Origin of the sequence: Pseudomonas sp. W17 (assembly GCF_040268305.1) — a bacterium.
Taxonomy (GTDB): domain Bacteria; phylum Pseudomonadota; class Gammaproteobacteria; order Pseudomonadales; family Pseudomonadaceae; genus Aquipseudomonas; species Aquipseudomonas protegens.
Genome location: NZ_CP158490.1, coordinates 6,658,010 through 6,683,533, shown reverse-complemented (window position 1 = coordinate 6,683,533; position 25,524 = coordinate 6,658,010). Strand labels below are relative to the sequence as shown.

General features: G+C 64.1%; 26 protein-coding genes, 1 pseudogene and 1 riboswitch. Of the genes and pseudogenes, 17 read left to right on the top strand and 10 right to left on the bottom strand.

Annotated features, from left to right (window positions below):
• The first annotated feature begins 144 nt into the window (after positions 1-144).
• The 9 genes from mdcA to madM all read left to right on the top strand — a co-directional run bounded on the left by mdcA (position 145) and on the right by madM (position 7,427).
• Positions 145-1,821 carry a malonate decarboxylase subunit alpha gene (gene mdcA / locus ABCR88_RS30805; RefSeq protein WP_041120237.1) on the top strand — a complete coding sequence of 559 codons (1,677 nt, stop codon included), beginning with the start codon at positions 145-147 and terminating at the stop codon, positions 1,819-1,821.
• Positions 1,821-2,696 (top strand): triphosphoribosyl-dephospho-CoA synthase, encoded by an 876-nt coding sequence (locus tag ABCR88_RS30800; RefSeq protein ID WP_041120235.1) that lies wholly within the window; start codon positions 1,821-1,823, stop codon positions 2,694-2,696. Before mdcA ends, ABCR88_RS30800 begins: the two co-directional genes overlap by 1 nt.
• Entirely contained in the window at positions 2,696-2,995 is a 300-nt protein-coding gene (locus ABCR88_RS30795) for a malonate decarboxylase subunit delta (RefSeq protein WP_015637356.1), read from the top strand. The genes ABCR88_RS30800 and ABCR88_RS30795 overlap by 1 nt, the downstream gene beginning before the upstream one ends.
• Positions 2,988-3,839 (top strand): biotin-independent malonate decarboxylase subunit beta, encoded by an 852-nt coding sequence (locus ABCR88_RS30790; RefSeq protein WP_041120233.1) that lies wholly within the window; start codon positions 2,988-2,990, stop codon positions 3,837-3,839. Before ABCR88_RS30795 ends, ABCR88_RS30790 begins: the two co-directional genes overlap by 8 nt.
• Positions 3,836-4,639 carry a biotin-independent malonate decarboxylase subunit gamma gene (gene mdcE, locus ABCR88_RS30785; RefSeq protein WP_041120231.1) on the top strand — a complete coding sequence of 268 codons (804 nt, stop codon included), beginning with the start codon at positions 3,836-3,838 and terminating at the stop codon, positions 4,637-4,639. The genes ABCR88_RS30790 and mdcE overlap by 4 nt, the downstream gene beginning before the upstream one ends.
• Positions 4,636-5,262 carry a malonate decarboxylase holo-ACP synthase gene (locus ABCR88_RS30780; RefSeq protein WP_350023324.1) on the top strand — a complete coding sequence of 209 codons (627 nt, stop codon included), beginning with the start codon at positions 4,636-4,638 and terminating at the stop codon, positions 5,260-5,262. Before mdcE ends, ABCR88_RS30780 begins: the two co-directional genes overlap by 4 nt.
• On the top strand, positions 5,259-6,194 hold the full coding sequence (mdcH, locus tag ABCR88_RS30775) for a malonate decarboxylase subunit epsilon (RefSeq protein WP_350403816.1): 936 nt from the start codon (positions 5,259-5,261) through the stop codon (positions 6,192-6,194). Before ABCR88_RS30780 ends, mdcH begins: the two co-directional genes overlap by 4 nt.
• Positions 6,195-6,261: 67 nt before the next feature.
• On the top strand, positions 6,262-6,654 hold the full coding sequence (gene madL / locus ABCR88_RS30770; protein WP_060841513.1) for a malonate transporter subunit MadL: 393 nt from the start codon (positions 6,262-6,264) through the stop codon (positions 6,652-6,654).
• Between the two features lie 5 nt (positions 6,655-6,659).
• Positions 6,660-7,427, top strand: coding sequence for a malonate transporter subunit MadM (gene madM / locus ABCR88_RS30765; RefSeq protein WP_016968745.1), 768 nt, complete (start codon positions 6,660-6,662; stop codon positions 7,425-7,427).
• A gap of 14 nt (positions 7,428-7,441) precedes the next feature.
• On the opposite strand, the gene ABCR88_RS30760 is transcribed toward madM, so the two are convergent.
• Positions 7,442-8,359, bottom strand: coding sequence for a LysR substrate-binding domain-containing protein (locus ABCR88_RS30760; protein WP_015637350.1), 918 nt, complete (start codon positions 8,357-8,359; stop codon positions 7,442-7,444).
• Positions 8,360-8,514: 155 nt separating this feature from the next.
• Between ABCR88_RS30760 and ABCR88_RS30755 the strand changes: the two genes are divergently transcribed.
• Positions 8,515-9,132, top strand: a complete 618-nt coding sequence (locus ABCR88_RS30755) for a hemolysin III family protein (protein ID WP_011063984.1) — start codon at positions 8,515-8,517, stop codon at positions 9,130-9,132.
• Between the two features lie 75 nt (positions 9,133-9,207).
• Here the strand turns inward: ABCR88_RS30755 and ABCR88_RS30750 are convergent, their stop codons facing one another.
• A complete protein-coding gene (locus ABCR88_RS30750; protein ID WP_041120225.1) occupies positions 9,208-10,113 on the bottom strand; it encodes a LysR family transcriptional regulator in 906 nt (301 codons plus the stop codon).
• Positions 10,114-10,220: 107 nt separating this feature from the next.
• Between ABCR88_RS30750 and ABCR88_RS30745 the strand changes: the two genes are divergently transcribed.
• From ABCR88_RS30745 to ABCR88_RS30735, 3 genes are read left to right on the top strand one after another with little or no spacing between them, the layout of a single operon-like run.
• Positions 10,221-11,462: a D-amino acid dehydrogenase gene (locus tag ABCR88_RS30745; protein ID WP_041120223.1), complete on the top strand. Its 1,242-nt coding sequence runs from the start codon at positions 10,221-10,223 to the stop codon at positions 11,460-11,462.
• 21 nt (positions 11,463-11,483) lie between these two features.
• Positions 11,484-11,834 (top strand): RidA family protein, encoded by a 351-nt coding sequence (locus tag ABCR88_RS30740; protein WP_015637347.1) that lies wholly within the window; start codon positions 11,484-11,486, stop codon positions 11,832-11,834.
• Positions 11,835-11,863: 29 nt separating this feature from the next.
• Entirely contained in the window at positions 11,864-12,766 is a 903-nt protein-coding gene (locus tag ABCR88_RS30735) for a transporter substrate-binding domain-containing protein (protein WP_015637346.1), read from the top strand.
• A 14-nt stretch (positions 12,767-12,780) separates the two neighbouring features.
• On the opposite strand, the gene ABCR88_RS30730 is transcribed toward ABCR88_RS30735, so the two are convergent.
• Together ABCR88_RS30730 and ABCR88_RS30725 are read right to left on the bottom strand one after the other, a co-directional pair.
• Positions 12,781-13,500 carry a 16S rRNA (uracil(1498)-N(3))-methyltransferase gene (locus ABCR88_RS30730; protein ID WP_015637345.1) on the bottom strand — a complete coding sequence of 240 codons (720 nt, stop codon included), beginning with the start codon at positions 13,498-13,500 and terminating at the stop codon, positions 12,781-12,783.
• Positions 13,501-13,583: 83 nt separating this feature from the next.
• The gene (locus ABCR88_RS30725; RefSeq protein ID WP_041120221.1) at positions 13,584-14,990 is read right to left on the bottom strand and encodes an adenosylmethionine--8-amino-7-oxononanoate transaminase; all 1,407 of its coding nucleotides are present in this window, start codon (positions 14,988-14,990) and stop codon (positions 13,584-13,586) included.
• Positions 14,991-15,307: 317 nt separating this feature from the next.
• On the opposite strand from ABCR88_RS30725, the gene ABCR88_RS30720 reads away from it, so the two are divergent.
• Together ABCR88_RS30720 and ABCR88_RS30715 are read left to right on the top strand one after the other, a co-directional pair.
• Positions 15,308-15,859, top strand: a complete 552-nt coding sequence (locus ABCR88_RS30720) for a cytochrome b (RefSeq protein ID WP_011063977.1) — start codon at positions 15,308-15,310, stop codon at positions 15,857-15,859.
• Positions 15,860-15,891: 32 nt separating this feature from the next.
• A complete protein-coding gene (locus tag ABCR88_RS30715; RefSeq protein ID WP_011063976.1) occupies positions 15,892-16,488 on the top strand; it encodes a YceI family protein in 597 nt (198 codons plus the stop codon).
• Positions 16,489-16,787: 299 nt separating this feature from the next.
• Here ABCR88_RS30715 and ABCR88_RS30710 read toward each other — a convergent pair whose 3' ends face one another.
• From ABCR88_RS30710 to ahcY, 4 genes are all read right to left on the bottom strand, one after another.
• Complete coding sequence (locus ABCR88_RS30710) at positions 16,788-18,656, bottom strand: DEAD/DEAH box helicase (protein ID WP_041120219.1); 1,869 nt, start codon at positions 18,654-18,656, stop codon at positions 16,788-16,790.
• A gap of 223 nt (positions 18,657-18,879) precedes the next feature.
• The gene (locus tag ABCR88_RS30705; protein ID WP_015637342.1) at positions 18,880-19,695 is read right to left on the bottom strand and encodes a transporter substrate-binding domain-containing protein; all 816 of its coding nucleotides are present in this window, start codon (positions 19,693-19,695) and stop codon (positions 18,880-18,882) included.
• 124 nt (positions 19,696-19,819) lie between these two features.
• Positions 19,820-20,665, bottom strand: a complete 846-nt coding sequence (metF, locus tag ABCR88_RS30700) for a methylenetetrahydrofolate reductase [NAD(P)H] (protein ID WP_015637341.1) — start codon at positions 20,663-20,665, stop codon at positions 19,820-19,822.
• 189 nt (positions 20,666-20,854) lie between these two features.
• Positions 20,855-22,264 (bottom strand): adenosylhomocysteinase, encoded by a 1,410-nt coding sequence (ahcY, locus tag ABCR88_RS30695; protein WP_011063972.1) that lies wholly within the window; start codon positions 22,262-22,264, stop codon positions 20,855-20,857.
• Between the two features lie 21 nt (positions 22,265-22,285).
• A riboswitch (S-adenosyl-L-homocysteine riboswitch) is annotated at positions 22,286-22,392 on the bottom strand.
• A gap of 199 nt (positions 22,393-22,591) precedes the next feature.
• Between ahcY and ABCR88_RS30690 the strand changes: the two genes are divergently transcribed.
• Both ABCR88_RS30690 and ABCR88_RS30685 read left to right on the top strand, forming a co-directional pair.
• A complete protein-coding gene (locus tag ABCR88_RS30690) occupies positions 22,592-22,996 on the top strand; it encodes a hotdog domain-containing protein (RefSeq protein WP_041120217.1) in 405 nt (134 codons plus the stop codon).
• A 73-nt stretch (positions 22,997-23,069) separates the two neighbouring features.
• Positions 23,070-23,956, top strand: a pseudogene (locus ABCR88_RS30685) (formate/nitrite transporter family protein).
• On the opposite strand, the gene ABCR88_RS30680 reads toward ABCR88_RS30685, so the two are convergent.
• Positions 23,957-25,216, bottom strand: coding sequence for a sodium:proton antiporter (locus ABCR88_RS30680; protein WP_011063969.1), 1,260 nt, complete (start codon positions 25,214-25,216; stop codon positions 23,957-23,959). It lies immediately after the preceding pseudogene.
• Between the two features lie 49 nt (positions 25,217-25,265).
• Positions 25,266-25,460, bottom strand: a complete 195-nt coding sequence (locus ABCR88_RS30675; RefSeq protein ID WP_041120215.1) for a hypothetical protein — start codon at positions 25,458-25,460, stop codon at positions 25,266-25,268.
• Positions 25,461-25,524: the final 64 nt, after the last annotated feature.

The following is a 25,524-nucleotide window of genomic DNA, read 5'->3' as shown; positions in this document are numbered from 1 at the left end:
GGGCATTGTGTACCGAGAGAGCATGAGAGTGCCATGGCTCCCAAATCATTACGCTGAGCGTAACGATCCAACGCCGTGCTTGATTGATGCTCCTTGTTTTCACTCCTAAGGTGACTGCCACGACAGCGAACCCGTGGAGTGAGCATGACAACAATAATTTCCCCCGACGCGCGCTGGTCGCGGCGGCGCAGCGAAAAGCAGCGGCGCCTCGAGCAGGTGCGGGCCATCGCCGATGGCGTGGTGTTGCCGACCGACAAGATCGTCGCGGCCCTGGAAGCGCTGATCCTGCCCGGCGACCGGGTGGTGCTGGAAGGCAACAACCAGAAACAGGCGGACTTTCTCTCTCGCTCCCTGGCCAAGGCCGACCCGGCCAGGCTGCATGACCTGCACATGATCATGCCCAGCGTCGGCCGCTCCGAGCACCTGGACCTGTTCGAGCGCGGCATCGCCCGCAAGCTGGACTTTTCCTTTGCCGGCACCCAGAGCCTGCGCATCAGCCAGTTGCTGGAAGACGGGCTGCTGGAAATCGGCGCCATCCATACCTACATCGAACTCTATGCGCGGCTGGTGGTGGACCTGATCCCCAATGTGGTGCTCTCTGCCGGGTTCATGGCCGACCGCGCCGGCAACATCTACACCGGCCCCAGTACCGAGGACACGCCCGCGCTGATCGAGCCGGCGGCCTTCAGCGACGGCATTGTCATCGTCCAGGTCAACCAGCTGGTGGACGATGTCAGCGAGCTGCCCCGGGTCGACATTCCCGCGTCCTGGGTGGATTTCGTGGTGGTGGCCGACAAGCCGTTCTATATCGAGCCGCTGTTCACCCGCGACCCGCGCCATATCAAGCCGGTGCACGTGCTGATGGCGATGATGGCGATTCGCGGCATCTACGAAAAACACAACGTGCAGTCGCTGAACCATGGCATCGGTTTCAACACCGCGGCCATCGAGCTGATCCTGCCCACCTACGGCCAATCCCTGGGGCTCAAGGGCAAGATCTGCCGCAACTGGACCCTCAATCCTCACCCAACCCTGATTCCGGCCATTGAAAGTGGCTGGGTGGACAGCGTGCATTGCTTCGGCACCGAACTGGGCATGGAAAACTACATCGCCGCGCGTCCGGACGTGTTCTTCACCGGTCGCGACGGTTCCCTGCGTTCCAACCGGATGTTCTGCCAGTTGGCCGGGCAGTACGCGGTGGACCTGTTTATCGGCGCCACCTTGCAGGTGGATGGCGACGGCCATTCCTCCACCGTGACCCGTGGCCGCCTGGCCGGTTTCGGCGGGGCGCCGAACATGGGTCACGACCCCCGCGGGCGCCGCCACGGCACCCCGGCCTGGCTCGATATGCGCCAGGATCAGAGCGATGCACCCCAGGCCATGCTCGAACGCGGCAAGAAGCTGGTGGTGCAGATGGTGGAAACCTTCCAGGAAGGCGGCAAACCGACCTTCGTCGAAACCCTCGACGCGGTGGACGTAGCGCGCAAGAGCGGCATGCCCCTGGCGCCGATCATGATCTACGGCGACGACGTCACCCACCTGCTGACCGAGGAAGGCATCGCCTACCTGTACAAGGCCCGTTCCCTGGAAGAGCGCCAGGCGATGATCGCCGCCGTGGCCGGGGTTACTGCCATCGGCTTGCGCCACAACCCCAAGGACACCGCGCGCATGCGCCGTGAAGGCCTGATTGCCCTGCCGGAAGACCTGGGCATCCGCCGCACCGACGCCAGCCGCGAGCTGCTGGCGGCGAAAAGCGTGGCCGACCTGGTGGAGTGGTCCGGTGGCCTGTACAACCCGCCCGCCAAGTTCAGGAGCTGGTAATGCACGCATTCAACCTGCAATCACCCACCCCGAGCCTGGCCGAGCGCCTGGCGGACCTGGCGGTGGACGCGCTGATCGACGAGGCCGACCTGTCGCCCAAGCCGGCCCTGGTGGACCGCCGTGGCAATGGCGCCCACACCGACCTGCACCTGGGCCTGATGCATGCCTCGGCGCTGTCGCTGTGGCCGGCCTTCAAGGAAATGGCCGACGCTGCCCTGCTGCTCGGGGAAGTGGGCCTGCCCCTGCGTGAAGCCCTGGGGCGCATTGGCCGAGAAGGCGAGCAGGCCATGCTCGCCACCACTGGTGGGGTGAATACCCATCGCGGGGCGATCTGGGCCCTGGGGCTGCTGGTGGCCGCCGCCGCGCTGGAACCTCAAGCCACGAGTGCCGGCAGTGTCGCGCTGCGGGCCGCGCGCCTGGCCTTGCTCGAAGACCGTTATGCACCACGCCCCTTGAGCCATGGCGCCCAGGTGGCGCTGCGCTTCGGCGTGCGCGGTGCCCGCGAAGAAGCCCAGCAAGGCTTTCCCGCGGTGCTGCAACTGGGGCTGCCGCAGCTCAAGCGCAGCCGCGCCCAGGGCCATGGCGAACAGAATGCCCGGCTCGATGCCTTGCTGGCGATCATGAGCCGGCTGGCGGACACCTGCGTGCTCTATCGCGCCGGTGAGCTTGGCCTGCAGGCCATGCAGCAGGGGGCCCGGGCGGTGCTCGATGCTGGTGGCAGCGCCACCCTGGCCGGGCGTCGCCGCCTGCATGAACTGGATGTGCAACTACTGACCTTGAATGCCTCGCCCGGCGGCGCTGCCGACTTGCTGGCGGCCAGCCTGCTGCTGGACCGGATCGAATCCGGCGATGCTGTTAACCAGGGAGCGAACTGATGGAAACCTTGTCCTTTGAATTCCCCGCCGGCCAGCCCGGCCGTGGCCGCGCCCTGGTGGGTTGTGTCGGCTCCGGCGACCTGGAAGTGCTGCTGGAGCCGGGGCAGCCCGGCAAATTGAGCATCCAGGTACAGACCTCGGTAAACGGCAGCGCATCGCGCTGGCAGCACCTGTTCGAGCGCATGTTCGACGGCCAGACGCCGCCGGCGCTGTTGATCGACATCCATGATTTCGGTGCCACCCCCGGGGTGGTGCGCCTGCGCCTGGAACAGGGCTTCGAGGAGATCGGCCATGACTGACAGCGCACGCTTGTTGAACAAGCACAGCTTCGTCGAGCTGGGTGCTCGGCAGCGGGCCCGGGCCTTGCTGGATGCCGGCAGCTTTCGTGAGTTGCTGGACCCGTTCCAGCGGGTCATGTCGCCCTGGCTGGAGCGCCAGGGCGTAGTGCCCCAGGCTGATGACGGGGTGGTGATCGCCAAGGGCAGCATCGCGGGTTCGCCGGTGGTGATTGCTGCCATCGAAGGCGCTTTCCAGGGCGGCAGCCTCGGTGAAGTGGGCGGGGCGAAGATTGCCGGCGCCCTGGAGCTGGCCGCCGAGGACAACCGTAACGGCATCCCGACCCGCGCCGTGTTGCTGCTGGAAACCGGCGGCGTGCGCTTGCAGGAAGCCAACCTCGGGCTGGCGGCGATTGCCGACATTCATGCGGCGATTGTCGACCTGCGCCAGTACCAGCCGGTGGTCGGCGTGGTGGCCGGCAGCGTCGGCTGCTTTGGCGGCATGTCGATTGCCGCCGGTTTGTGCAGTTATCTGCTGGTCACCCAGGAAGCGCGCCTGGGGCTCAACGGCCCGCAGGTGATCGAGCAGGAAGCGGGCCTTGAGGAATACGACTCCCGGGACCGTCCTTTCATCTGGAGCCTGACCGGCGGCGAGCAGCGTTTCGCCACTGGCCTGGTGGACCGCTACGTGGCTGACGACGTGGCACAGATCCAGGCCCGGGTCCGTGAGCTGCTGGCCCTGGGCTTGCCGTCGCGGCAACGCAGCCGCGAGGCCGAGCTGTACCTGCAACGTCTGTCCCGCCTGGACACGACGCCGCAAATCGATGCGGCGACGGTTCGCGACCTGTATCAAGGAGACCGCCCATGACTGCTAGTTCCCTGCGGGGCCTGAACTGGTTCGACGCCTTGAGTGGCGATGCGACCCCCGTGAGCGGCCTGCCACCTTCCTTGAAAGTGGCCGACGGCCAGTTGGACGGGCAGCCGGCGCGTTTCATTGCTGTAGTGCCTGACCCCGACAACCGTTTTCCCCGCGCCCGCCAGGGCGAGGTCGGCCTGTTGGAAGGCTGGGGGCTGGCCAAGGCAGTGGATGAGGTGATCCGCGCCGATCAGGACCAGGAGCGCAAGCGGGCGCTGATCGCCATTGTCGATGTGCCGAGCCAGGCCTATGGCCGGCGCGAAGAGGCGCTGGGCATTCATCAGGCCCTGGCGGGCGCCGCCGACAGCTATGCCCGGGCCCGCCTGGCCGGGCACCCGGTGATTGCCCTGCTGGTGGGCAAGGCCATGTCCGGGGCCTTTCTGGCCCATGGGTATCAGGCCAACCGCTTGATCGCCCTGCGTGACCCAGGGGTGATGGTGCACGCCATGGGCAAGGCCTCGGCGGCGCGGGTCACCCTGCGCAGCGTCGAGGAGCTGGAAGCCCTGGCCGCCAGCGTGCCGCCCATGGCCTATGACATCGACAGCTACGCGGGCCTGGGCCTGCTGTGGGAAACCCTGTCGGTGCGGCAGATTGAGCAGCCGACGGCGGAGGATCTGGCCCGGGTCAATCAATGCCTGTTGGCGGCGATTGCCGATGTGCGGGCCAAGGGCGTCGACCTCGGCAGCCGTCTGGGCGCGGTGAACCGGGCGGCGTCGAGCCGAGTCCGGCAGTTGCTGCGGGAGCAGTGGTGAGCGGGTGCGGCCCCTGGCTGCCCCACGACCTGCTGTGGGGCATGACCCCGGCGCAGTTGCCGGGCGATGCGCCGGCCTGGGCCCATGCGGTGCTGGAGGCCGGGCAGCCGGTGGTGGTGCGCCGGGCCCTGACTGCACCGGGGCAGGTTGCGGTGGGTTTGCGCGGTGTTTCCCGGGAACAGCGCTATCCGGCGCTGCTGGATCTGCAAGCCGTGCAGCGCGGGGTGCGCCCCGAGCAGCTGTGTCATGTGCCGCCCCGGCGCCCATGGCCGGCGTTGCAGGTGTTGCAGCACTTGCGCGATGAGCTGGATGCCCTGGAGTGGATCTGGGGCGTGAGTGGCAGTGCCGGTTTCGAGCTGGCCAGCGGCGTGGCTGCCTTGCATCAGCACAGCGACCTGGACCTGATCCTGCGTACCCCGGAGCCTCTGCCACGGGCCCGGGCCCGTGAATTGCTGGCGCTGCTGGACGGCGCCGGTTGCCCGGTGGATATGCAGTTACAGGTGCCCGGCGGCGCCCTGGCCCTGCGCGAATGGGCCGGGCCGGCTGCCCGGGTTCTGCTCAAGAGCGCCAGTGGCGCGCGCCTGGTCAGCGACCCCTGGAACCCTCAGGAGCAGGCGGCATGAGCAGCCTGCTGGTGTTTCCGGGCCAGGGCGCGCAGCAGCCGGGGATGCTCCAGCGTCTGGCGCAAAGCCCGCAAGCGCGGGCCTGCCTGCAAGAGGCCAGCGATGTGTTGGGGCAGGACGTACTGACGCTGGATTCACCCCAAGCCCTGGCCAGCACCCGGGCGGTGCAGCTGTGCCTGCTGATCGCCGGTGTGGCGGCGGCGCGCACTCTGTTGCAGCCCGATACTCGGGTGAACTACGTGGCGGGCCTGTCCATCGGCGCCTATCCGGCGGCGGTGGTGGCCGGGGCCCTGCAGTTTGCCGACGCCTTGCGCCTGGTGAGCCTGCGGGGTGAGTTGATGCAGCAGGCTTATCCACAGGGCTATGGCATGACCGCATTGATCGGCCTGGAACTGGCGGCGGTGGAAGGGCTGCTGGCCCAGGTCCACAGCCCGCAGAGGCCGGTGTACCTGGCCAATATCAACGCTGACAACCAGGTGGTGATCGCCGGCAGCGATGCCGCGATGCATGCCGTGGCCGAGTTGGCCCGGGGGTGCGGGGTCGGCGTGGCCAAGCGCCTGGCGGTCAGCGTGCCGTCCCATTGCCCACTGCTGGAGCAACCGGCCCAAGCCCTGGCTGCCGCCTTTGCCGAGGTACCCCTGCAACTGCCGAAGCTGGGCTACCTGAGTGGCAGCCGGGCGCGCCTCATGCGCTCCGTGGAAGCGTTGCGTGACGACCTGGCCTTCAACATGTGCCGCGTCGTCGACTGGCGCGGCACGGTGCAAAGCGCCTACGAGCGCGGGGTGCGCCTGCAGGTCGAATTGCCTCCCGGCGCGGTACTGACCGGGCTGGCCCGCCGGGTGTTTGCCCAAGGGACGGTGATCGCCTTCGACGGCGCGCGCCTGGACACCCTGCAAGCCCTGTTGAGTGAGGAGGGAAGCCGCGACCGATAGAGCACCGACTCAGGCTGACGAAGCACAAGAACAACAACTTCGACGATGCACTTTGAGGACAACAACAATGATTATCTACGGTGTGGCCTTCCTGGCCTTTTGTACCCTGGTGGGTATTTTCATCGGTGAGCTGCTGGGCAAATTGATCGGCGTACCGGCCAATGTCGGCGGCGTCGGTATTGCCATGCTGCTGTTGATCGGCCTGGGCAGCTACCTGCACAAGCGCGGGTTGTTCGCCGGCAAGTCCGAGCAGGGTGTGGAGTTCTGGGGCGCTGTGTACATCCCCATCGTGGTGGCCATGGCCGCCCAGCAGAACGTCTATGGCGCGCTCAAGGGCGGGCCGATGGCGATTCTCGCCGGTACCCTGGCGGTAGTGATCGCCTTCGCCTTGGTACCGGTGCTGGTACGCATCGGCAACAAGGCGCCGGATGCGGCCGTTGCTCAGAAAACAGTGGGGTAAGGGCCATGTACGAATCGATGATGAAGGTCATTACCGGCTACGGGCTGATCAGCGGCTTCGCGGTGATCGGGATCACCATGTGGGTGTCCTACTGGATCTCCAACACCTTTACCAAGGGCCGCCTGCACGGCTCGGCCATCGCCATTCTTTTGGGGCTGGTGCTGTCTTACGTGGGCGGCGCCTTCACCGGCGGGCAGAAGGGCGTAGTAGATATTCCGCTGCTGTCGGGCATCGGCCTGCTGGGCGGGGCCATGCTGCGGGACTTCGCGATTGTCGCCACGGCCTTCGGGGTCAGTGTCGAGGAGCTCAAGCGCGCCGGGTTCGTGGGCGTGCTGGCGCTGTTCGTCGGGGTTGGCTCGTCCTTTGTCGCCGGGGTCGGCGTGGCCATGGCCTTTGGCTACACCGATGCGGTGAGCCTGACCACCATCGGCGCCGGGGCGGTGACCTACATCGTCGGCCCGGTGACCGGTGCGGCGATTGGCGCCAGCTCCGAAGTCATGGCGCTGTCGATTGCCGCGGGGTTGATCAAGGCGATCCTGGTGATGGTGATGACGCCGTTCGTGGCGCCGTTGATCGGCCTGAACAACCCGCGTAGCGCGGTGATCTTCGGCGGCTTGATGGGCACCTCCAGCGGCGTCGCCGGGGGCCTGGCGGCCACCGATCCGAAGCTGGTGCCCTACGGTTGCCTGACGGCGGCGTTCTACACCGCCCTGGGTTGCCTGCTCGGGCCGTCGTTGCTGTTCCTGTTGATGCGCGGCCTGCTGGGCGCGTAGGCGCCGGCCGGCTTCTAGGGGGTTTGGCGGTTGGCGTACATCCGGCATTCGGCCAGTAGCGCCAACAGGTTCGGGTCGCGCTCCTTGGCCTTGAGAAACACCACGCCGATATGCTGCTGCAGGCGGTAGCGCGCCTGCAGCGGTATCAGTTTCACGCGGTTTTCATACACCGCGGCAATCCTTCCCGGTAGCAACGCATAACCCACCCCGGAGCTGACCATGCTCAGCAGGGTGAAGATGTCGTTGACCTGCATCGCCACCTTGGGTTCGAAGCCCGCCTGCTTGAACACTCGCACCCCGTCCTGATGGGTGGCAAAGCCCTGGGTCAGGGTGATGAAGGTGGCGTCGCGCACGTCGGCCAGGTCCACTTCGCTCTGCTGGGCAAAGGGCGAATCGGCGGGGGTGGCGAGAAAAATGTCATCGGAAAACAACGGCAGTTGCTCGCAGTCCGGGTCATGGGCGCTGTCGTCCAGGGAAATCAGGATGGCGTCCACTTCCATGTTCTTGAGCTTGTACAGCAGGTCGATGTTGGAGCCCAGGATCAGGTCGATGTTCAGCTCGCTGCGGCGCAGCTTGAGGCCCATGATCAACTGCGGCACGGTTTTCACCGTCAGCGAGTAAAGTGCGCCGAGCTTGAAGCGTTCTGCTGAAAAGCCCGCCGCTTCGCGGGTCAGACGCACGCTCTCGACCACGTCCTGCACCAGCTTCTGTGCCCGTTCCTCTAGGACGAAGGCGCTTTCCAGGGGCGTCAGGTTGCGCCCTTCATGCTTGAATAGCGGGCAGCGCAGGGCATTTTCCAGGGAGTGGATGGCCCGGTGCACGCTGACATTGCTGGTCTGCAACTCGGCGGCGGCGCGGGCCAGGTTGCCGGTGCGCATGAAGGCCAGAAACACTTCGAGCTTTTTCAGGGTCAACTCTTCGTCGATGAGCATGGTCCGGACTCTGCTGAGGAGGGGCTGATGATGCCCGATCGGTCAGGACGTGGCCGCTGGTATTTTCTCGGCCGCGCCCCAATAGACATATTGCGCTTTCAAGCTGCAGGCCTGAGCCTTGCGTGTTTTTTCAATGTTTCAAGGGTGAGCGACTGATGTATCACGGAGAAAGATTCAACGCCTGGACCCACCTGCTGGGGGCAATCGCGGCGTTTATCGGCGGCATCTGGCTGGTGGTGCTGGCCAGCCTGGATGGCAGCCCGTGGAAGATCGTCAGCGTGGCGATCTATTCCTTCACCTTGCTGGTGCTCTACAGCGTGTCCACGGTCTATCACAGCGTGCGCGGACGGGCGAAGAACATCATGCAGAAGGTTGATCATTTTTCGATCTACCTGCTGATTGCCGGCAGTTACACGCCGTTCTGCCTGGTGACCCTGCGCGGGCCCTGGGGCTGGACCCTGTTCGGCATCGTCTGGGGGCTGGCGCTGATCGGCATCCTCCAGGAGATCAAGCCGCGCTCGGAGGCGCGGATTCTCTCCATCGTGATCTACGCGGTGATGGGCTGGATCGTCCTGGTGGCGGTCAAGCCGCTGCTGGCGGCCCTGGGGCCAGCCGGCTTCGCCTGGCTGGCCACGGGCGGGGTGCTGTACACCGTGGGCATCATCTTCTTTGCCCTCGACAGCCGCCTGCGCCATGCCCACGGCATTTGGCACCTGTTCGTGATCGCCGGCAGCCTGCTGCATTTCGTCGCGATCCTGTTCTACGTCCTGTAGGGGCCGGCTGGCCGGCGCAGCGGGCCCTCTGGATTTGCACCGTGCTGGCGGACGTTTTCGCTGGCAAGCCAGCTCCTACAAGGGGCGGTCGAGCTGGGCCCGGGCCTGGCGGGCGAAGATTTCCAGCAGGCTGGCCAGGGTGTGGGGCGGCGGTTCTGCGGCGCGGGTCACGGCGTACAGGGTGATCGGCAGCGGCGGGCTCAAGGGGCGGATAGCGGTGTTGGCCGTTGAGGCGCCCAGGGCGGTGAAGGGGTCGATCAGAGCCAGCCCGGCGCCGGACTCGACCATGGCCCGGGCCAGGGAATAGGTCTGCACGGCAATGCTCACCCGCGGCGGCGGCTCCACCGACTTGAGGTAGCTGTCGAGCCGGGCCGACAACGGGTCGGCGCTGCTCAGGCCAATCAGTGGCGCGTCCGCCAGCTCCTGCAGCGCCAGGGGCTGGCCGCGGCTGTGCTCGGGCCAGAAGCCCAGCGGCGCCAGGGCCACCAGCACACCCTGGGCCAGGGGTTGGGCGCTCAGGCCCGGGTGATCCGGGGGTTGCAGGGTCAGCGCCAGGTCGATTTCGCGCATCAGCAGGTTCTGTACCAGCTCGCGGCTATGGGCGCTGGACAGTTCGCATAGGCTGTCCGGGTAAAGGCGGATCCATTCACTGATGGCGGGCGGCAGCAAGGCCAGGGCCAGGGCCGGTGTGGCGCCGATGCGCAGGCTGTGGCCCGGCGCCCGGCGCAGGTTCTGGGCCAGGCGGCGTACCCCTTGCAGGCTCTCGCTGACCTTGTCCACTTCGCGCTCCAGCTCCAGGGCTTCCGGGGTTGGCTGCAACTTGCCACGCACCCGCAGGAACAACGGGAAACCCAACTGCAGTTCGGCGTGCTGCAAAACCTTGGTCACCGCCGGCTGGGAGACATGCAGCAACTGCGCCGCGCCGCTGATGGAGCCGGTCTGGCGGATGGCCTGGAAAATCTCGATATGACGAAGGCGCATGGGGCAGTCCATAACCTTTGTTTATGGGAGGTCCATCTTTATTCATTGTCCGGCGCCTGTCACCTGCCCCTAACCTTGGGCCATCGACCAACAGGCCAGGGGCAGTCATGAGTCAGCGGGTTTGCATCATTGGAGGGGGCGTTATCGGTTTGGCCAGTGCCTACGCCCTGGTCCGCCAGGGCTTCGAGGTGACGCTGGTGGAGGCGCAGGAGTCCCTGGGCAGCCAGACCAGTTTCGCCAACGGCGGGCAGCTGTCCTATCGCTATGTGGCGCCTCTGGCTGATGCCGGGGTGCCCTGGCAGGCCCTGGGCTGGATGCTCAAGGGCGACTCTCCGCTCAAGCTGCGGCCACGCCTGGACCCGGCGCAGTGGCGCTGGCTGGCGGGGTTCCTCGGTGCTTGCCGGCACTCGGTGAACCGGCGCAATGGCGCGCACCTGCTGCGCCTGGCGCTGCTCAGCCAGAGCACCCTGCAAAGCTGGCGCGAAGAGGATGGCCTACAGGGCTTCGACTGGCGGCGCAACGGCAAGCTGGTGACTTTCCGCGAGCAAAAAAGCTTCGAGCACGCCCGGCACAACCTGGCGGACAGCGGCCAGCAACAGGTGCTTTGCGCCGCCGAATGCACGGCCCTGGAACCGGCCCTGGGGGATACGCCCTTCGTCGGCGGTATCTATACCCCGGATGAAGAAGTGGCCGACTGCCACGCCTTCTGCCAGCAACTGGCCACGCGGCTGCGCGCTTCCGGGCGCTGCGAAATCCTACTGGGCCAGCGGGTGCGGGGCATTCGCCATGGGGGAGATAAGGTCCAGGCCATCGACCTGGGGGAGCGCGTGTTGCCGGTGGACCAACTGGTGCTGGCTGCCGGGCACCGCAGCGCCGAACTGCGCCTGCCCGGGCTCCAGCTGCCGCTGTATCCGCTCAAGGGCTACAGCCTCAGCGTGCCCATCGGCCCGCAGCACCGGGCGCCGGGCATCAGCATCACCGACTACAACCGCAAGATCGTCTATGCGCGTATCGGCCAGCAACTGCGGGTGGCGGCCATGGTCGACATCGTCGGCTTCGACCCGTCCCCGGACCCGGCTCGGCTGGCCTTGATGCGGCGTCAGGCCGAGCAGACCTTCGCCGCCGCCGGTGATTATGCGGCAGCCATCGAATGGGCCGGTATGCGTCCCGCCACTCCCAGCGGCGTGCCGCTGATCGGAGCCACCGCCTATCGCAATCTGTGGCTCAACCTTGGCCACGGCGCGCTGGGATTTACCCTGGCCTGCGGCAGTGGCCAGTTGCTTGGCGAACTGATCGGCCAGCGTTCCACCAGCATCGACATGCAGGGCCTGGCGCCCCGCGTCGCCTGAATGTTCAACAGGAGTCTTCAGATGAGTATCCAGCGTATCCACAGCAACAATCGCCTCAGCGGCGCCGTCACCTTTGCCGAACTGGTGTTCCTTTCCGGCCAGGTGCCGGGCTCTAGCAGCGACATCGGCGGTCAGACCCGGGAGGTCCTGGAGAAGATCGACGCCTTGCTGGTCGAAGCCGGCAGTGACAAGGATCATCTGCTCAGCGCAACGCTCTACCTCAAGGACATCCAGGCGGACTTCGCGGCCATGAACGTGGTCTGGTCGGCCTGGCTGTCTCCGGGCCAGGCACCGGCTCGCACTACCTTGCAGGCGGCCCTGGCACGTCCGGAGATCCTCATCGAAATCAGCGTCATCGCTGTTCGCCGCTGAATCACTTCTACCCACAACGGAGAATAACAATGCATAAGATCACGTTGCTCGGCTGCACCCTGGGACTGTTGTTCAGCGCCATTTCCCACGCCAGCGAAGTGCCCCTGGACGGCACCCTGGCCAAGATCGCCAATAGCTCCACCATTACCTTGGGTTATCGCGATGCATCGGTGCCGTTCTCCTATGTTGGCGACAACAGTGGCCAGCCCATGGGGTATTCGGTGGAACTGGCGGGCAAGGTGGTGGAGCGCATCCAGCAACAGTTGCACCTGCCCAAACTCGCAGTGAAGTACAACCTGGTGACCTCCCAGACGCGCATTCCCCTGGTGCAGAACGGCACCGTGGACCTGGAGTGCGGTTCCACCGGGGTGACGGCCGAGCGGCAGAAGCAGGTGGCGTTTTCCTATGGCTTCATCTACGTCAAAGGCCAGTTGCTGACCGCCAAGGACAGCGGGATCAAGAGCTTCGCCGACCTGCGGGGCAAGAACGTGGTGACCACGGCGGGGACCACCAACGAGCGTTTTCTCAAGAGCTACAACGTCGAGCACAAGATCGACATGTTCGTGATCAGCGCCAAGGACCACGGCGAGGCATTCCAGATGCTGCAGTCGGGGCGTGCGGCGGCGTTCTACATGGACGATGCGTTGCTGTACGGCGAGCGGGCCAAGGCCCGGGATCCGCACAACTGGGTGGTGGTGGGGGAAGAACAGTCGCGGGAGATCTACAGCTGCATGGTGCGCAAGGATGACCCGCAGTTCCTGGCCCTGGTCAATGGCGCCCTGGCGGACCTGTACCGCTCCGGGGAGATCAACGGCATTTACCAGCGCTGGTTTCAGCAGCCGATTCCGCCCAAGGGCCTGAACCTGGAATTCCCCATGACCAGCGAACTCAAAGCGATCATCGCCCAGCCCACCAGCGATCCGGTGCAATAGCCACCAAGGAAGGGTTAGAAGTCACCCCACAGTTGCTGGGCCACGGCCAGGGCCACCACGGGAGCGGTTTCGGTACGCAGCACCCGCGGCCCCAGGCGCGCGGGGAGGAAACCGGCGCTGTGGGACAGCTCCACTTCGGCGTCTGTCAGGCCGCCTTCAGGGCCAATGAGGAACGCCAGGCTGGCAGGCTTGGCGTGGCTTTCCAGGGGCTGGGCCACGGGGTGCAGCACCAGCTTCAGGTCGGCCCGGGCCTGCTTGATCCAGTCCGCCAGCAGCACGGGTGGGTGGATCACCGGGACCTGCGAGCGGCCGCACTGTTCGCAGGCGCTGATGGCCACCTGGCGCCAGTGCAGCAGGCGCTTATCGGCGCGCTCGTCCTTGAGCCGCACTTCGCAGCGCTCGCTGAAGATCGGGGTGATTTCGCTGACCCCCAGTTCGGTGGCCTTCTGGATCGCCCAGTCCATGCGCTCGCCTCGGGACAGGCCCTGGCCCAGGTGAATCCGCAGCGGTGATTCTTCCTGGCCGGCGAAGCTTTCATTCAGCTGGACCCGAACCCGCTTCTTGCCCACTTCCACCAGAGCCCCGCGAAACTCGGTGCCCGAGCCATCGAACACCTGCAGGGCAGCACCTTCGGCCATGCGCAGTACGCGCCCGATGTAGTGTGCCTGGGCTTCCGGCAACTCGTGTTCGCCTAGGCTCAGGGTGGCGTCGATAAAGAAGCGGGACAATCTCATCTGGGTTCTCTGTTGAATGTGAATCGGTGGAAAGCGTTCTGTGGCGAGGGAGCAAGCTCCCTCGCCACAACTAACGACCTGTTCTAGCCCGGATCGCGAAAGCCGGGGTGGAAGTCCTTGGGCACCGCCACGCTGACCTGGTCGCGGGTGGCGATATCGATGCCTTCACTGGCGACTTCGGCGAGGAAGTCGATCTGTTCCGGGGTGATCACGTACGGCGGCAGGAAATACACCACGCTGCCCAGGGGACGCAACAGGGCGCCGCGTTCCAGGGCGTGCTGGAAGACTTTCAGGCCGCGGCGTTCCTGCCAGGGGTAGGCGGTCTTGCTGGCCTTGTCCTGGACCATCTCGATGGCCAGGACCATGCCGGTCTGGCGTACTTCGGCAACGTGGGGGTGGTCCACCAGGTGCGCGGTGGCGCTGGCCATGCGCCGGGCAAGCGCGTGGTTGTTCTCCACCACCTTGTCCTGCTCGAAGATATCCAGGGTCGCCAGGGCCGCGGCACAGGCCAGCGGGTTACCGGTGTAGCTGTGGGAGTGGAGGAAGGCGCGCAGGGTCGGGTAGTCGTCGTAGAAGGCGCTGTAGACCTCATCGGTGGTCATGCACGCGGCCAGGGGCAGGTAGCCGCCGGTCAGGGCCTTGGACAGGCACAGGAAATCCGGGCGGATGCCGGCCTGCTCGCAGGCGAACATCGTGCCGGTGCGGCCGAAACCCACGGCGATCTCGTCATGGATCAGGTGCACGCCATAGCGGTCGCAGGCTTCGCGCAGCAGCTTGAGGTACACCGGGTGATACATGCGCATGCCGCCGGCGCCCTGGATCAGCGGCTCGACTATGACCGCGGCCACTGTTTCGTGGTGTTCGGCCAGGGTCTGTTCCATGGCGGCGAACATGTTTCGCGAATGCTCTTCCCAGCTCATGCCTTCGGGACGCAGGTAGCAGTCCGGGCTGGGCACCTTGAGGGTGTCCAGCAGCAGGGCCTTGTAAGTCTCGGTAAACAGCGGCACATCGCCCACTGACATGGCGGCGATGGTTTCGCCGTGGTAGCTGTTGCTCAGGGTGACGAAGCGCTTCTTGTTCGGTTGGCCGCGGTTGATCCAGTAGTGAAAGCTCATCTTCATCGCCACTTCGATGCATGACGAACCGTTGTCGGCGTAGAAGCAGCGGGTCAGGCCTTCGGGGGTGATCTTGACCAGGCGCTCGGACAACTCGATCACCGGCTGGTGGCTGAAGCCGGCGAGGATCACGTGTTCCAGCTGGTCCACCTGGTCCTTGATACGCTGGTTGATGTGCGGGTTGGCGTGGCCGAACACATTGACCCACCAGGAGCTGACCGCATCCAGGTAGCGTTTGCCTTCGAAGTCTTCCAGCCAGACGCCTTCGCCTCGCTTGATGGGGATCAACGGCAGCTGTTCGTGGTCTTTCATCTGGGTGCAGGGATGCCACAGCACCGCAAGATCGCGTTGCATCCACTGGTTATTCAGGCCCATGTACAGTCTCCTGGAAGCGGCCCGCCAACGGCGCGGGCGAACAATCGGGCAAGCCTATGCAATGCATGGCCGCGGGACAACCTATTGTGCAAGACGCGCCACGGCGTGATGCGACAGGTGCAAAGACGCCGCCTGCAAGACCCAGGGCACGGCACGAGGGAGCAAGGAGGCTGGCTTGGCGGGAGGCTTAATCTTTTCTTAACGCGCTCGGTCCAGACTACTGATCGTATTTCTCGATATTTCAAAGCAAAAAATTCCGCTTTAATTCGATAGGTAAATCGCTAGTCTTGATCTGCGTTTCTTACAGGATGCAACTGATGCAGTTACGTAATTCTTCTTCTCGCTATGGTTGGGTCAGCATTGTTCTGCACTGGGGCGTGGCCCTGGCGGTGTTTGGTCTGTTCGCCCTGGGCCTGTGGATGGTCGGCCTCGACTACTACAGCACTTGGCGCAAAGACGCGCCGGACCTGCACAAGAGTATCGGCCTGACACTGTTTGCAATCATGCTGCTGCGGGTGTTGTGGCGGTGGGTCAGCCCACCGCCGCCGGCCCCGGCCAACCATGGGCCGCTGACCCGCCTGGGGGCCAAGCTGGGGCACGCGTTCCTCTACCTCGGCCTGTTCGCGGTCATGATTGCCGGTTACCTGATCTCCACCGCCGACGGCGTGGGTATCCCGGTGTTCGGCTTGTTTGAAGTTCCTGCCCTGATCTCCGGACTACCGGACCAGGCAGATGTAGCAGGTGTGGTGCATCTGTACCTGGCCTGGGCACTGGTGATCTTTGCCGGTATCCATGGCCTGGCTGCGCTGAAGCACCACTTTATCGATCGTGATGCGACCCTTACCCGTATGCTGGGTCGCAAAGCCTGATGTTCAACCTTGACTCAAAAGGAATAGAAAGCATGTTGAAAAAGACTCTCGCCGCTCTGGCAATCGGATCTGCTGTATTGGCGGCCGGTCAAGTGATGGCAGCGGACTACGTGATCGACAAGGAAGGCCAGCATGCCTTCGTCGACTTCAAGATCAGCCACCTGGGCTACAGCTTCATCACCGGTACCTTCAAGGACCTGGACGGCAAGTTCAGCTTTGACGCGGCCAAGCCGGAAGACGCCAAGATCGAAGTCAACGTGCGCACCGCCAGCGTGTTCACCAACCACGCTGAACGTGACAAGCACATCACCAGCAAGGACTTCCTGGACGCCGGCAAGTTTGCCGACGCCAAGTTCGTCTCCACCAGCGTCAAGCCCACCGGCAAGAACGCCGACGGCAAGCTGACCGCTGACGTGGCCGGCGACCTGACCCTGCATGGCGTGACCAAGCCAGTCGTGGTCAAGGCCACCTTCCTGGGTGAAGGCAAGGACCCATGGGGCGGCTACCGTGCCGGCTTCGAAGGTACCACCAGCATCAATCGCCAGGATTTCGGCAAGATGATGGACCTGGGCCCGGCCTCCAACAATGTTGACCTGTACATCAGCTTCGAAGGCGTGAAAGCGAAGTAATGCTTCGTCTGTAGCCGCTGCCGCAGGCTGCGACAAGGCCCGCAGGGCCTTCGCGATCTCCCCCGCACAGCCCTTATAGGACTGGTCGCAACCTGCGAAGGCAAAAAAACGCCCCCGGCCACAAACCGGGGGCGTTTTTTATTGCCCGTCATGAAACACGGTGAGCCGGTCAGATCCTCGCGCCGGGTTCCCCCTCGTTCGCAACCTGCGGCAGCGGCTACAGAAACGCCCTCGACCAGCCACCATAAAAAACGCCCCGGGCCTTGCGGCCAGGGGCGTTTTTCATTTCAGCGCGAGGCTCAGCGGTTGCGGGTCAGCAGCGCCGGCTTTTCGCCCCGTGGACGGCTTGGCAACTGATCCAGCTGCTCAGGCGTCGGGAAACGATCGGCCTTGGATTCCTTGTGCATGATCTTCGGCTGGTTGCCCCGAGGACTCTGCACGGCCGGTTCCTGGCGTGGCTGATCGTCACGGTTCGGGCGGCGATTGCGCGGCTCGTCGCGACGGCCCTGGCTGTCACGAGGGGCGCCGTTGCGCGGGCCGCCACTGCGCTTGGCCGGCGCGGTGCCGGTGGTGCTGCCGTTGCTGTTGCGCGGGTTGCCGGAACGACCCTGGCCACCACCGGCACCGCCGCGTGGCGGATTGCCAGCGCCCGCACCCTGGGCCGGAGCCCCTGGACGGCGGCCGCGGCCCTGGTTGTTCTTGTTCTGGTACGGGCTGACGTAGTCAGCGCGGTTACCGAAGTTGTCCACGTCGTCGTCGAGGAACTCGTCCGGTGCGCGATCGGCACGGGGCGTCGGTTGACGCTGTTCGCGGGCCGGGGTGCCTTCACGAGGCTTCTGCTCGCGGGCCGGGCGTTCGCCACGGGCGGGTTTTTCCTTGCCGCCCTTGTCCTTGCCCTTGTCCTTGCGACCGCCACCACCGCCACCGCCGTTCGGGCCATCGCCGCGTGGGCCACGGGGATTGCGCGGGTTGCGCACATCCGGACGCTCGCGCACTTCCGGCTTCTCGGCTTCCACTGCGCTGGCATCGAAGCCCATCAGGTCACCGTCGGCGATCTTCTGCTTGGTCATGCGCTCGATGCTTTTCAGCAGTTTCTCTTCGTCCGGAGCCACCAGGGAGATGGCTTCGCCGGAGCGACCGGCACGGCCGGTACGGCCAATACGGTGCACGTAGTCTTCGTCGACGTTAGGCAGTTCGAAGTTGACCACGTGAGGCAGTTGGTCGATATCCAGGCCGCGGGCGGCGATATCGGTGGCGACCAGGATCCGCACTTCGCCGGCCTTGAAGTCGGCCAGCGCTTTGGTACGGGCGTTCTGGCTCTTGTTGCCGTGGATCGCCACAGCGCTCAGGCCGTGCTTGTCCAGGTACTCGGCCAGGCGGTTGGCGCCGTGCTTGGTCCGGGTGAACACCAGGACCTGTTCCCAGGCGCCGGCGGTGATCAGGTGCGCCAGCAGGGCACGCTTGTGGCTGGCCGGCAGGCGGAAGACCCGCTGCTCGATACGCTCCACCGTGGTGTTCGGCGGGGTCACTTCGATGCGCTCGGGGTTGTGCAGCAGCTTGCCGGCCAGGTCCGTGATGTCCTTGGAGAAGGTCGCGGAGAACAGCAGGTTCTGGCGCTTGGCGGGCAGGCGGGCGAGGACTTTCTTGACGTCATGGACGAAGCCCATGTCGAGCATGCGGTCGGCTTCGTCGAGAACCAGGATTTCCACGTGGGACAGGTCGACGCTGCCCTGGCCAGCCAGGTCCAGCAGACGGCCGGGGCACGCCACCAGCACATCGACGCCACGGGCCATGGCCTGAACCTGCGGGTTCATGCCGACGCCGCCGAAGATGCAGGCGCTGACGAACTTCAGGTCGCGGGCGTACAGCTTGAAGCTGTCATGCACTTGCGCGGCCAGCTCGCGAGTGGGGGTCAGGACCAGTACGCGGGGTTGGCGCGGGCCATGACGCTGGGATTTGTCCGGATGACCGTTGGGAAACAACCGTTCCAGGATCGGAAGGGCGAAACCGCCGGTTTTACCAGTACCTGTCTGTGCCGCGACCATCAGATCGCGACCTTGCAACACGGCGGGAATGGCCCGCTGTTGCACCGGAGTAGGCTGGGTGTAGCCGGCGGCTTCGATGGCGCCGACTAAAGCCTCGGAGAGACCGAGGGAAGCAAAGGACATGAGTAATCCTGTTTTAGTGAGGGCTTGGCCCAAAGGGATAATCTTGCCGGGCGTGAATGGCGTTTAAGAGGACGCTATCCCGTCCGGTCCTGCTGGCCTGAAGGGTCATTCACCGGCGGCTCGCGCGGGCCGGTTGGCTGCGCCGTAGCGGGGTGGAGAGGCCTTGAACAGGGTCCAGCGTCCGGGCGTGAGCCTGGCGGGAGGCCGGAGTATAACAGAGCAATCAGTGTGCGCTGCTTTCCTGCTGCTCAACGGTTTTTTCTGACTCGCGGGTTGATGAAGACCTGACCGGCGGCAGAGCAGGTTCAGCACCGTACTTGGCACTAAGTTGGGCGTAGGCCGGTTCGCGCTTGAAGCGCTTCAGTTCGGCGCCGAAGCGCTGTACCAGCAGGTCCATGCCGGCATTGCGGCGCACGGCTAGGTATTGGCTCTGGCGGCTGATGACAGTGGGGTTCTGGCTGACCTGGTCACGCAGCCCCAGACTGTCCAGCAGGTGCTGGCCGACCCGTTTGTCGGTAATCAGCAGGTCGATCCGCCCCAGCAGCAGCTTGCCGAAATTGGCTTCGTGGGTGGGGGCCGGTTCGCGGTTGAACAGGGTCGAGTTGCTGAAATCGTCGCTGTACAGATAGCCGGGGGAAGTGCCGATGGTCAGGCCCTTGAGTTCGTTCAGGCGCTTGAACGGGTATGGGCGCTGGTTGGCATAGAACATCACGAACTCCACGTCCGAGAGCGGTTCGTTGGGGTAGAGCAGGGTGCCGTCGCGCTGGTCGCTGTGGAAGATGTCCAGGGCGCCATCGGCCTGGCCGGTTTCCAGCATCGCCAGGCAGCGTTTCCAGGGCAGGAACTGCCACTGCACCTCTATGCCCAGGCGCTGGAAGACAATGGCGGTGGTTTCGTAGTCCAGGCCCTTGGCCGTGCCATTTTCCTCATAGACATAGGGTGCCCAGGGTTCGGTGACAATGCGCAGCTTCTCGCCATGGGCGGCAAGGCTCAGGCAAGTGCAGAGAAGGGCGGTCAGCAACCGGGCTATGACGGACATTGCTGGAGATTACGACGAGAGATCATGCAATTGCTAGAGGCAGTTCCGGACGCTCTAGCTCAAGGCTGCTGCAAACAAAAAGGCCCCGGTTTTCACCAGGGCCCGGAGCTTGGGTTGCAGCCTGTCAGCGTGGCAGCTGGAGGTTGTTCCAGATCGCCAGGCTCGGGTCGGCCTGGTTCAAGGTATAGAAGTGCAGCCCGGGTGCGCCGCCCTGGAGCAGGCGTTCGCACATGTCACTGATTACCTGTTCACCGAAGGCCTGGATGCTGGCGCTGTCATCGCCATAGGCTTCCAGCTGCTTGCGGATCCAGCGCGGAATCTCTGCGCCGCAGGCGTCGGAGAAGCGCGCCAGCTTGCTGTAGTTGGTGATGGGCATGATGCCCGGCACGATCGGGATGTTCACGCCCATCTTGCGCACGCGCTCGACGAAGTAGAAGTAGCTGTCGGCGTTGAAGAAGTATTGGGTGATCGCACTGTCGGCACCGGCATTGGCCTTGCGCACGAAGTTGACCAGGTCTTCCTCGAAGTTGCGCGCTTGCGGGTGCATTTCCGGGTAGGCGGCGACTTCGATATGGAAGTGGCTGCCGGTTTCCTCGCGGATGAAGCTCACCAGGTCATTGGCGTAGCGCAGTTCACCGCTGGCCATGCCCATGCCCGAAGGCAGGTCGCCACGCAGGGCGACAATGCGCTTGATGCCGGCTGCCTGGTACTGCTGCAGCAGGCCGCGCAGGTCGTCCTTGCTGTCGCCGACGCAGGACAGGTGCGGCGCCGCAGGGACTTTAACTTCGCTCTCCAGTTGCAGCACGGTGTTGACTGTGCGATCACGGGTCGAGCCGCCGGCACCGTAGGTGCAGGAGAAGAAATCGGGGTTGTAGCCGGCCAGCTGACGGGCAGTGGCGAGCAGTTTTTCATGCCCAGCATCGGTCTTGGTGGGGAAGAACTCGAAGCTGTAGCGACGATCTTGGGACATGGAGGGGACCTCCAGTTGCAAGTAACAGGCGGCAAGCGCCAAGAAAAAGCGGAGGTGCGCTGGTTTCTTGTGCCTGCAGCCTGCTGCTTGAAACTGCTATAGCGATTAGGACAAGCACCAGGTCAGTTGCAGCAAGCAGAGCTTTTGGCTCCTTGCTTGCCGCTGATAACTTGCCGCCTGCAGCTGCTCTTAGTAGCGGTAGGCGTCTGGCTTGAACGGGCCTTCGACGGTTACGCCGATGTATTCAGCCTGTTGCTTGGTCAGTTGAGTGACCACGCCGCCGAAGCCGCGAACCATTTCCAGGGCCACTTCTTCGTCGAGTTTCTTCGGCAGTACTTCAACAGTCAGGCGCTCGGCTTTCTGGGCCGGCGACAGGTCGGCGTACTTCTGGCCGAACAGGAAGATCTGTGCCAGGACCTGGTTGGCGAACGAACCGTCCATGATGCGGCTTGGGTGACCGGTGGCGTTGCCCAGGTTCACCAGGCGGCCTTCGGCCAGCAGGATCAGGTAGTCGTCGTTCTGTGCATCGAAATCGCCAGGGCCGGTGCGGTGGATCTTGTGCACCTGTGGCTTCACTTCTTCCCATGCCCAGTTCTTGCGCATGAAAGCGGTGTCGATTTCGTTGTCGAAGTGGCCGATGTTGCAGACCACGGCACGCTTTTTCAGGGCCTTGAGCATGTTTGCGTCGCAAACATTGACGTTACCGGTGGTGGTCACGATCAGGTCGATCTTGCCCAGCAGGGCTTTGTCGATGCTGGCTTCGGTGCCGTGGTTGATACCGTCGATGAACGGCGAAACCAGCTCGAAACCATCCATGCAGGCTTGCATGGCGCAGATCGGGTCCACTTCCGAAACCTTGACGATCATGCCTTCCTGACGCAGGGACTGGGCCGAGCCCTTGCCCACGTCACCGTAGCCGATGACCAGCGCTTGCTTGCCGGACAGCAGGTGGTCGGTGCCGCGCTTGATGGCGTCGTTCAGGCTGTGACGGCAGCCGTACTTGTTGTCGTTCTTGCTCTTGGTCACCGAGTCGTTGACGTTGATCGCAGGAACCTTCAGCTCGCCCTTGGCCAGCATGTCCAGCAGGCGGTGCACGCCGGTGGTGGTTTCTTCGGTCACGCCGTGAACGCGGTCCAGTACCTGTGGGTACTTGTCGTGCAGCAGCTGGGTCAGGTCGCCGCCGTCGTCGAGGATCATGTTGGCGTCCCAAGGCTTGCCATCCTTGAGGATGGTCTGCTCCAGGCACCACTCGTACTCTTCCTCGGTCTCGCCTTTCCAGGCGAACACAGGAATGCCGGCAGCGGCGATGGAGGCTGCGGCCTGGTCTTGAGTCGAGAAAATGTTGCAGGACGACCAGCGTACTTCGGCACCCAGGGCAACCAGGGTTTCGATCAGCACGGCGGTCTGGATGGTCATGTGGATGCAGCCGAGGATCTTGGCGCCCTTGAGTGGCTGTTCAGCCAGGTACTTGCGGCGCAGCCCCATCAGGGCCGGCATTTCCGATTCGGCGATGATGGTTTCGCGACGACCCCAGGCAGCCAGGGAGATGTCGGCGACTTTGTAGTCGGTAAAACCTGCAGGCGTGTTTACAGCGCTCATCAAGAGCCTCCATTCGTAGTGTGCGAATGGGCGCCGTTGTGCGTTTAGTGTCCATACAGGGAGCCCTGTACCAACAACGCCCCATCCGAGCCTGACAGGCCATGCCTGCTGCAGCGCCCCTCGGACAGGTGGCGGGAAAACGGTATCAAGTGCAGATGACCGTTTTGAAACGGTGGCGATTATAGCCGCCTGAGCCAGACTTCCAAAAGTGTTTATGTCACCTGGATGAAGATCGTTAATCGCGACCATAGTCGATGTTGCATAGAGCATGACTGCCCGGTCTGCCATTATGCCGGGCATCAATTGGCAGGACGGTCAGGAGTGCATATGAATTTCCACACCCGCAAGTGGGTAAAACCCGAAGACCTCAACCCCAACGGCACGCTGTTCGGCGGCAGCCTGTTGCGCTGGATCGACGAAGAAGCGGCGATCTACGCCATTGTCCAGCTGGGCAACCAGCGAGTCGTGACCAAGTACATCTCGGAAATCAACTTCGTCAGCGCCTCGCGCCAGGGCGACATCATCGAGCTGGGTATCACCGCCACCGAGTTCGGTCGCACCTCGATCACCCTGACGTGCGAAGTGCGCAACAAGATCACTCGCAAATCCATTCTCACGGTGGAGAAGATGGTCTTCGTCAACCTGGGGGAAGACGGCCTGCCGGCGCCTCACGGCCGCACCGAAATCAAATACGTCAAAGACCAGTTCAAGGATGACGCTTGCGACGCCTGATGCCTTGCGCAGAAAGGAACAGCTCTGAGCCCAGCGTGTCGTAGCTAAATGACCCGCCTGGTTCAGGAGCCTTATGGACGCGCAAAAAGATGGCAAGACCCCCGGCCTCTCTGCTCAAGAGCAGCATGAGGTCGACCATAACCAGCCGCCCCGAGCTGCGGTCCTGCATGAAATCATCCGCACCCAGGGCGACCAGGAACTGGAGCGCAGTGTCGCGGCCCTCTGGTGGTCGGCCCTGGCTGCCGGCCTGACCATGGGCCTGTCGCTGATGGGCATGGGCCTGCTCAACTCCCGCCTGCCCGACGGCGAGGCCTTCAAGGTCATTGCCAGCTTTGGCTACTGCGCGGGCTTTCTGGCGGTGATTCTGGCGCGCCAGCAACTGTTCACGGAAAACACCCTGACTGCCTGCTGCCGGTGATGAGCAAGCCGAGCCTGAACAACTTCGGGCGCTTGCTGCGCTTGTGGGGCGTGGTGCTGGTGGGCAACCTGTGCGGCACCCTGCTGGTGGCCTATGTGATGCTGCACTTACCGATTTTCGACGGCAAGACCGATCAGGCTTTTCTGGAAATCGGCCGCAAGGTCATGGAGAACGACAGAGCGCAGATGTTCGCCAAGGGCATCATCTCCGGCTGGATGATTGCCACCATGGTCTGGATGATCCCGTCCATGGAGAGCGCCAAGCTGTGGATCATCATCCTGATCACCTATCTGATGGCGCTGGGGGATTTCACTCACATCGTAGTGGGCTCGGCGGAAGTGTCCTACCTGGTATTTGCCGGCGAGTTGCCGTGGCGGGATTTCTGGATGGTGTTCGCCGGGCCGACCCTGGCCGGGAATATCATTGGAGGCAGTTTCATCTTCGCCCTGATCAGCCATGCCCAGGTGCGTAGTGAAAGTGGCAAGCCGAACAGGAACGCGGACCGGGCACCGGCGCCCGATCCGCGGCAGATCAAGAAATGATCAGTGGGCCTCGGCCTTGGCCGCCGGGGCATCCTGGGTGACATGGCGCACCAGTTTGCCGATGGTCAGACCCTGCAGCAGGATCGACGACAACACCACGATGTAGGTGATGCTCAGCACCAGGTCACGCTCCGGCCCCAGGGGCAGGGCCAGCGCCAGCGCCACCGAGACGCCACCGCGCAAGCCGCCCCAGGTCAGCACGCGGATAGTGCCCCGGGGCACGCTGCGCCAGCGCCGCAACAGGAGGATTGCCGGGGCCACGGTGAGCACGCGAGAGAGCACGATGGCCACGGCCAGCAGGCTGGCAGCCGCCAGGTGCAGCCAGTTGAATGGCAGCAGCAACAGCTCCAGGCCGATCAGGGCGAACAGCAGGGCATTGAGCATGTCGTCGAGCAACTCCCAGAAACCGTCCAGGTAGCGCCGGGTCATGTCGTTCATCGCCAGGTTGCGTCCCAGGTTGCCGATGATCAGGCCGGCCACCACCATGGCAATCGGCGCCGAGACATGCAGCTCGCTGGCCATCGCCGAACCACCGATGACCAGGGCCAGGGTCAGCATCACTTCGATCTGGTGCTGCTCGATGCTCTTGATCATCAGATACACCAGGTAGCCGATCAGCCCGCCGAACAGTACGCCGCCAATGGCCTCATGCACGAACAGCCAGGCCGTGGCAGCCACGGTCGGGGTTTCCCCCAGTTGAGCGATGCCCAGCAGCACGGTGAACACCACTACCGCGGTGCCGTCGTTGAACAGCGATTCGCCGACGATGGTGGTCTTCAGTGGCTTGGAAGCGTTGGCGGTACGCAGCACACCCAGCACGGCAATCGGGTCGGTGGGGGAAATCAGCGCGCCGAACAGCAGGCAGTAGAGAAAGCTGACGTGCCAGCCGAACAGGCCGAAGATCCAGTAGGCCAGGCTGCCGATGACGAAGGTGGCGATCAGCACGCCAACCGTGGCCAGCAGACCGATGGGCCAGCGGTAGCTGCGCAGGTCGTTGAGGTTGACGTGCAGGGCGCCGGCGAACAGCAGGAACGACAGCATCCAGTTCATCAGCAGATCGCCGAAGTCGATCTTGCCAATCAATTCTTCCACATGTTCTTCCAGGCCGGGGTAGCCCAGGTAGCTCAGGCCTTGCAGCAGCAGCGAGAACAGCAGGGCGGTGACCATCACGCCGATGGTCGGTGGCAAGCCGATAAAGCGGAAGTTGACGTAGGTGAGCAGCGTCGTCAGGCAGATAAAGGCAGCGACAAGTTCAAGCATCCGGACTCCTTTGGATGATTACAGAAAAAGCGACCTGAATGCTTTCAGGCTAAGGGTTTGATGTATCGGCGTCGGCGAGGGACACAGTTTTCGCCATCGTCGCCTGACCGCAGCCATTGACCACAGCCTCGACCCGACGTTGCAGGCACTTGGGGAAAAGTACCTCGAACATGCCCATGTTGCCGAATTGGCTGCTGGCACTGCCAAATGCGCCGGTAGCCCGTGCAAGCAGGGCCGCAGGCATGCGAGGATTCCCGGCTTCTGCCCGGATGTGCGGTATCCGGCTTTTTCAGGCAAGCAGGGAGTGC

Excerpts from the sequence above, each read along its gene's own strand:
- ABCR88_RS30720 (WP_011063977.1), top strand. The coding sequence starts at position 15,308 with ATGCAGTTACGTAATTCTTCTTCTCGCTATGGTTGGGTCAGCATTGTT.
- ABCR88_RS30705 (WP_015637342.1), bottom strand. The coding sequence starts at position 19,695 with ATGTCCGTCATAGCCCGGTTGCTGACCGCCCTTCTCTGCACTTGCCTG.
- ABCR88_RS30800 (WP_041120235.1), top strand. The coding sequence starts at position 1,821 with ATGCACGCATTCAACCTGCAATCACCCACCCCGAGCCTGGCCGAGCGC.
- ABCR88_RS30795 (WP_015637356.1), top strand. The coding sequence starts at position 2,696 with ATGGAAACCTTGTCCTTTGAATTCCCCGCCGGCCAGCCCGGCCGTGGC.
- mdcH (WP_350403816.1), top strand. The coding sequence starts at position 5,259 with ATGAGCAGCCTGCTGGTGTTTCCGGGCCAGGGCGCGCAGCAGCCGGGG.
- ABCR88_RS30690 (WP_041120217.1), top strand. The coding sequence starts at position 22,592 with ATGAATTTCCACACCCGCAAGTGGGTAAAACCCGAAGACCTCAACCCC.
- ABCR88_RS30730 (WP_015637345.1), bottom strand. The coding sequence starts at position 13,500 with ATGAGATTGTCCCGCTTCTTTATCGACGCCACCCTGAGCCTAGGCGAA.
- metF (WP_015637341.1), bottom strand. The coding sequence starts at position 20,665 with ATGTCCCAAGATCGTCGCTACAGCTTCGAGTTCTTCCCCACCAAGACC.
- madL (WP_060841513.1), top strand. The coding sequence starts at position 6,262 with ATGATTATCTACGGTGTGGCCTTCCTGGCCTTTTGTACCCTGGTGGGT.
- ABCR88_RS30760 (WP_015637350.1), bottom strand. The coding sequence starts at position 8,359 with ATGCTCATCGACGAAGAGTTGACCCTGAAAAAGCTCGAAGTGTTTCTG.
- ABCR88_RS30735 (WP_015637346.1), top strand. The coding sequence starts at position 11,864 with ATGCATAAGATCACGTTGCTCGGCTGCACCCTGGGACTGTTGTTCAGC.
- ABCR88_RS30725 (WP_041120221.1), bottom strand. The coding sequence starts at position 14,990 with ATGGGCCTGAATAACCAGTGGATGCAACGCGATCTTGCGGTGCTGTGG.
- ABCR88_RS30755 (WP_011063984.1), top strand. The coding sequence starts at position 8,515 with ATGTATCACGGAGAAAGATTCAACGCCTGGACCCACCTGCTGGGGGCA.
- ABCR88_RS30740 (WP_015637347.1), top strand. The coding sequence starts at position 11,484 with ATGAGTATCCAGCGTATCCACAGCAACAATCGCCTCAGCGGCGCCGTC.
- mdcA (WP_041120237.1), top strand. The coding sequence starts at position 145 with ATGACAACAATAATTTCCCCCGACGCGCGCTGGTCGCGGCGGCGCAGC.
- ABCR88_RS30710 (WP_041120219.1), bottom strand. The coding sequence starts at position 18,656 with ATGTCCTTTGCTTCCCTCGGTCTCTCCGAGGCTTTAGTCGGCGCCATC.
- ABCR88_RS30745 (WP_041120223.1), top strand. The coding sequence starts at position 10,221 with ATGAGTCAGCGGGTTTGCATCATTGGAGGGGGCGTTATCGGTTTGGCC.
- ABCR88_RS30715 (WP_011063976.1), top strand. The coding sequence starts at position 15,892 with ATGTTGAAAAAGACTCTCGCCGCTCTGGCAATCGGATCTGCTGTATTG.
- ABCR88_RS30750 (WP_041120225.1), bottom strand. The coding sequence starts at position 10,113 with ATGCGCCTTCGTCATATCGAGATTTTCCAGGCCATCCGCCAGACCGGC.
- ahcY (WP_011063972.1), bottom strand. The coding sequence starts at position 22,264 with ATGAGCGCTGTAAACACGCCTGCAGGTTTTACCGACTACAAAGTCGCC.
- ABCR88_RS30790 (WP_041120233.1), top strand. The coding sequence starts at position 2,988 with ATGACTGACAGCGCACGCTTGTTGAACAAGCACAGCTTCGTCGAGCTG.
- ABCR88_RS30675 (WP_041120215.1), bottom strand. The coding sequence starts at position 25,460 with ATGCCTGCGGCCCTGCTTGCACGGGCTACCGGCGCATTTGGCAGTGCC.
- mdcE (WP_041120231.1), top strand. The coding sequence starts at position 3,836 with ATGACTGCTAGTTCCCTGCGGGGCCTGAACTGGTTCGACGCCTTGAGT.
- madM (WP_016968745.1), top strand. The coding sequence starts at position 6,660 with ATGTACGAATCGATGATGAAGGTCATTACCGGCTACGGGCTGATCAGC.
- ABCR88_RS30680 (WP_011063969.1), bottom strand. The coding sequence starts at position 25,216 with ATGCTTGAACTTGTCGCTGCCTTTATCTGCCTGACGACGCTGCTCACC.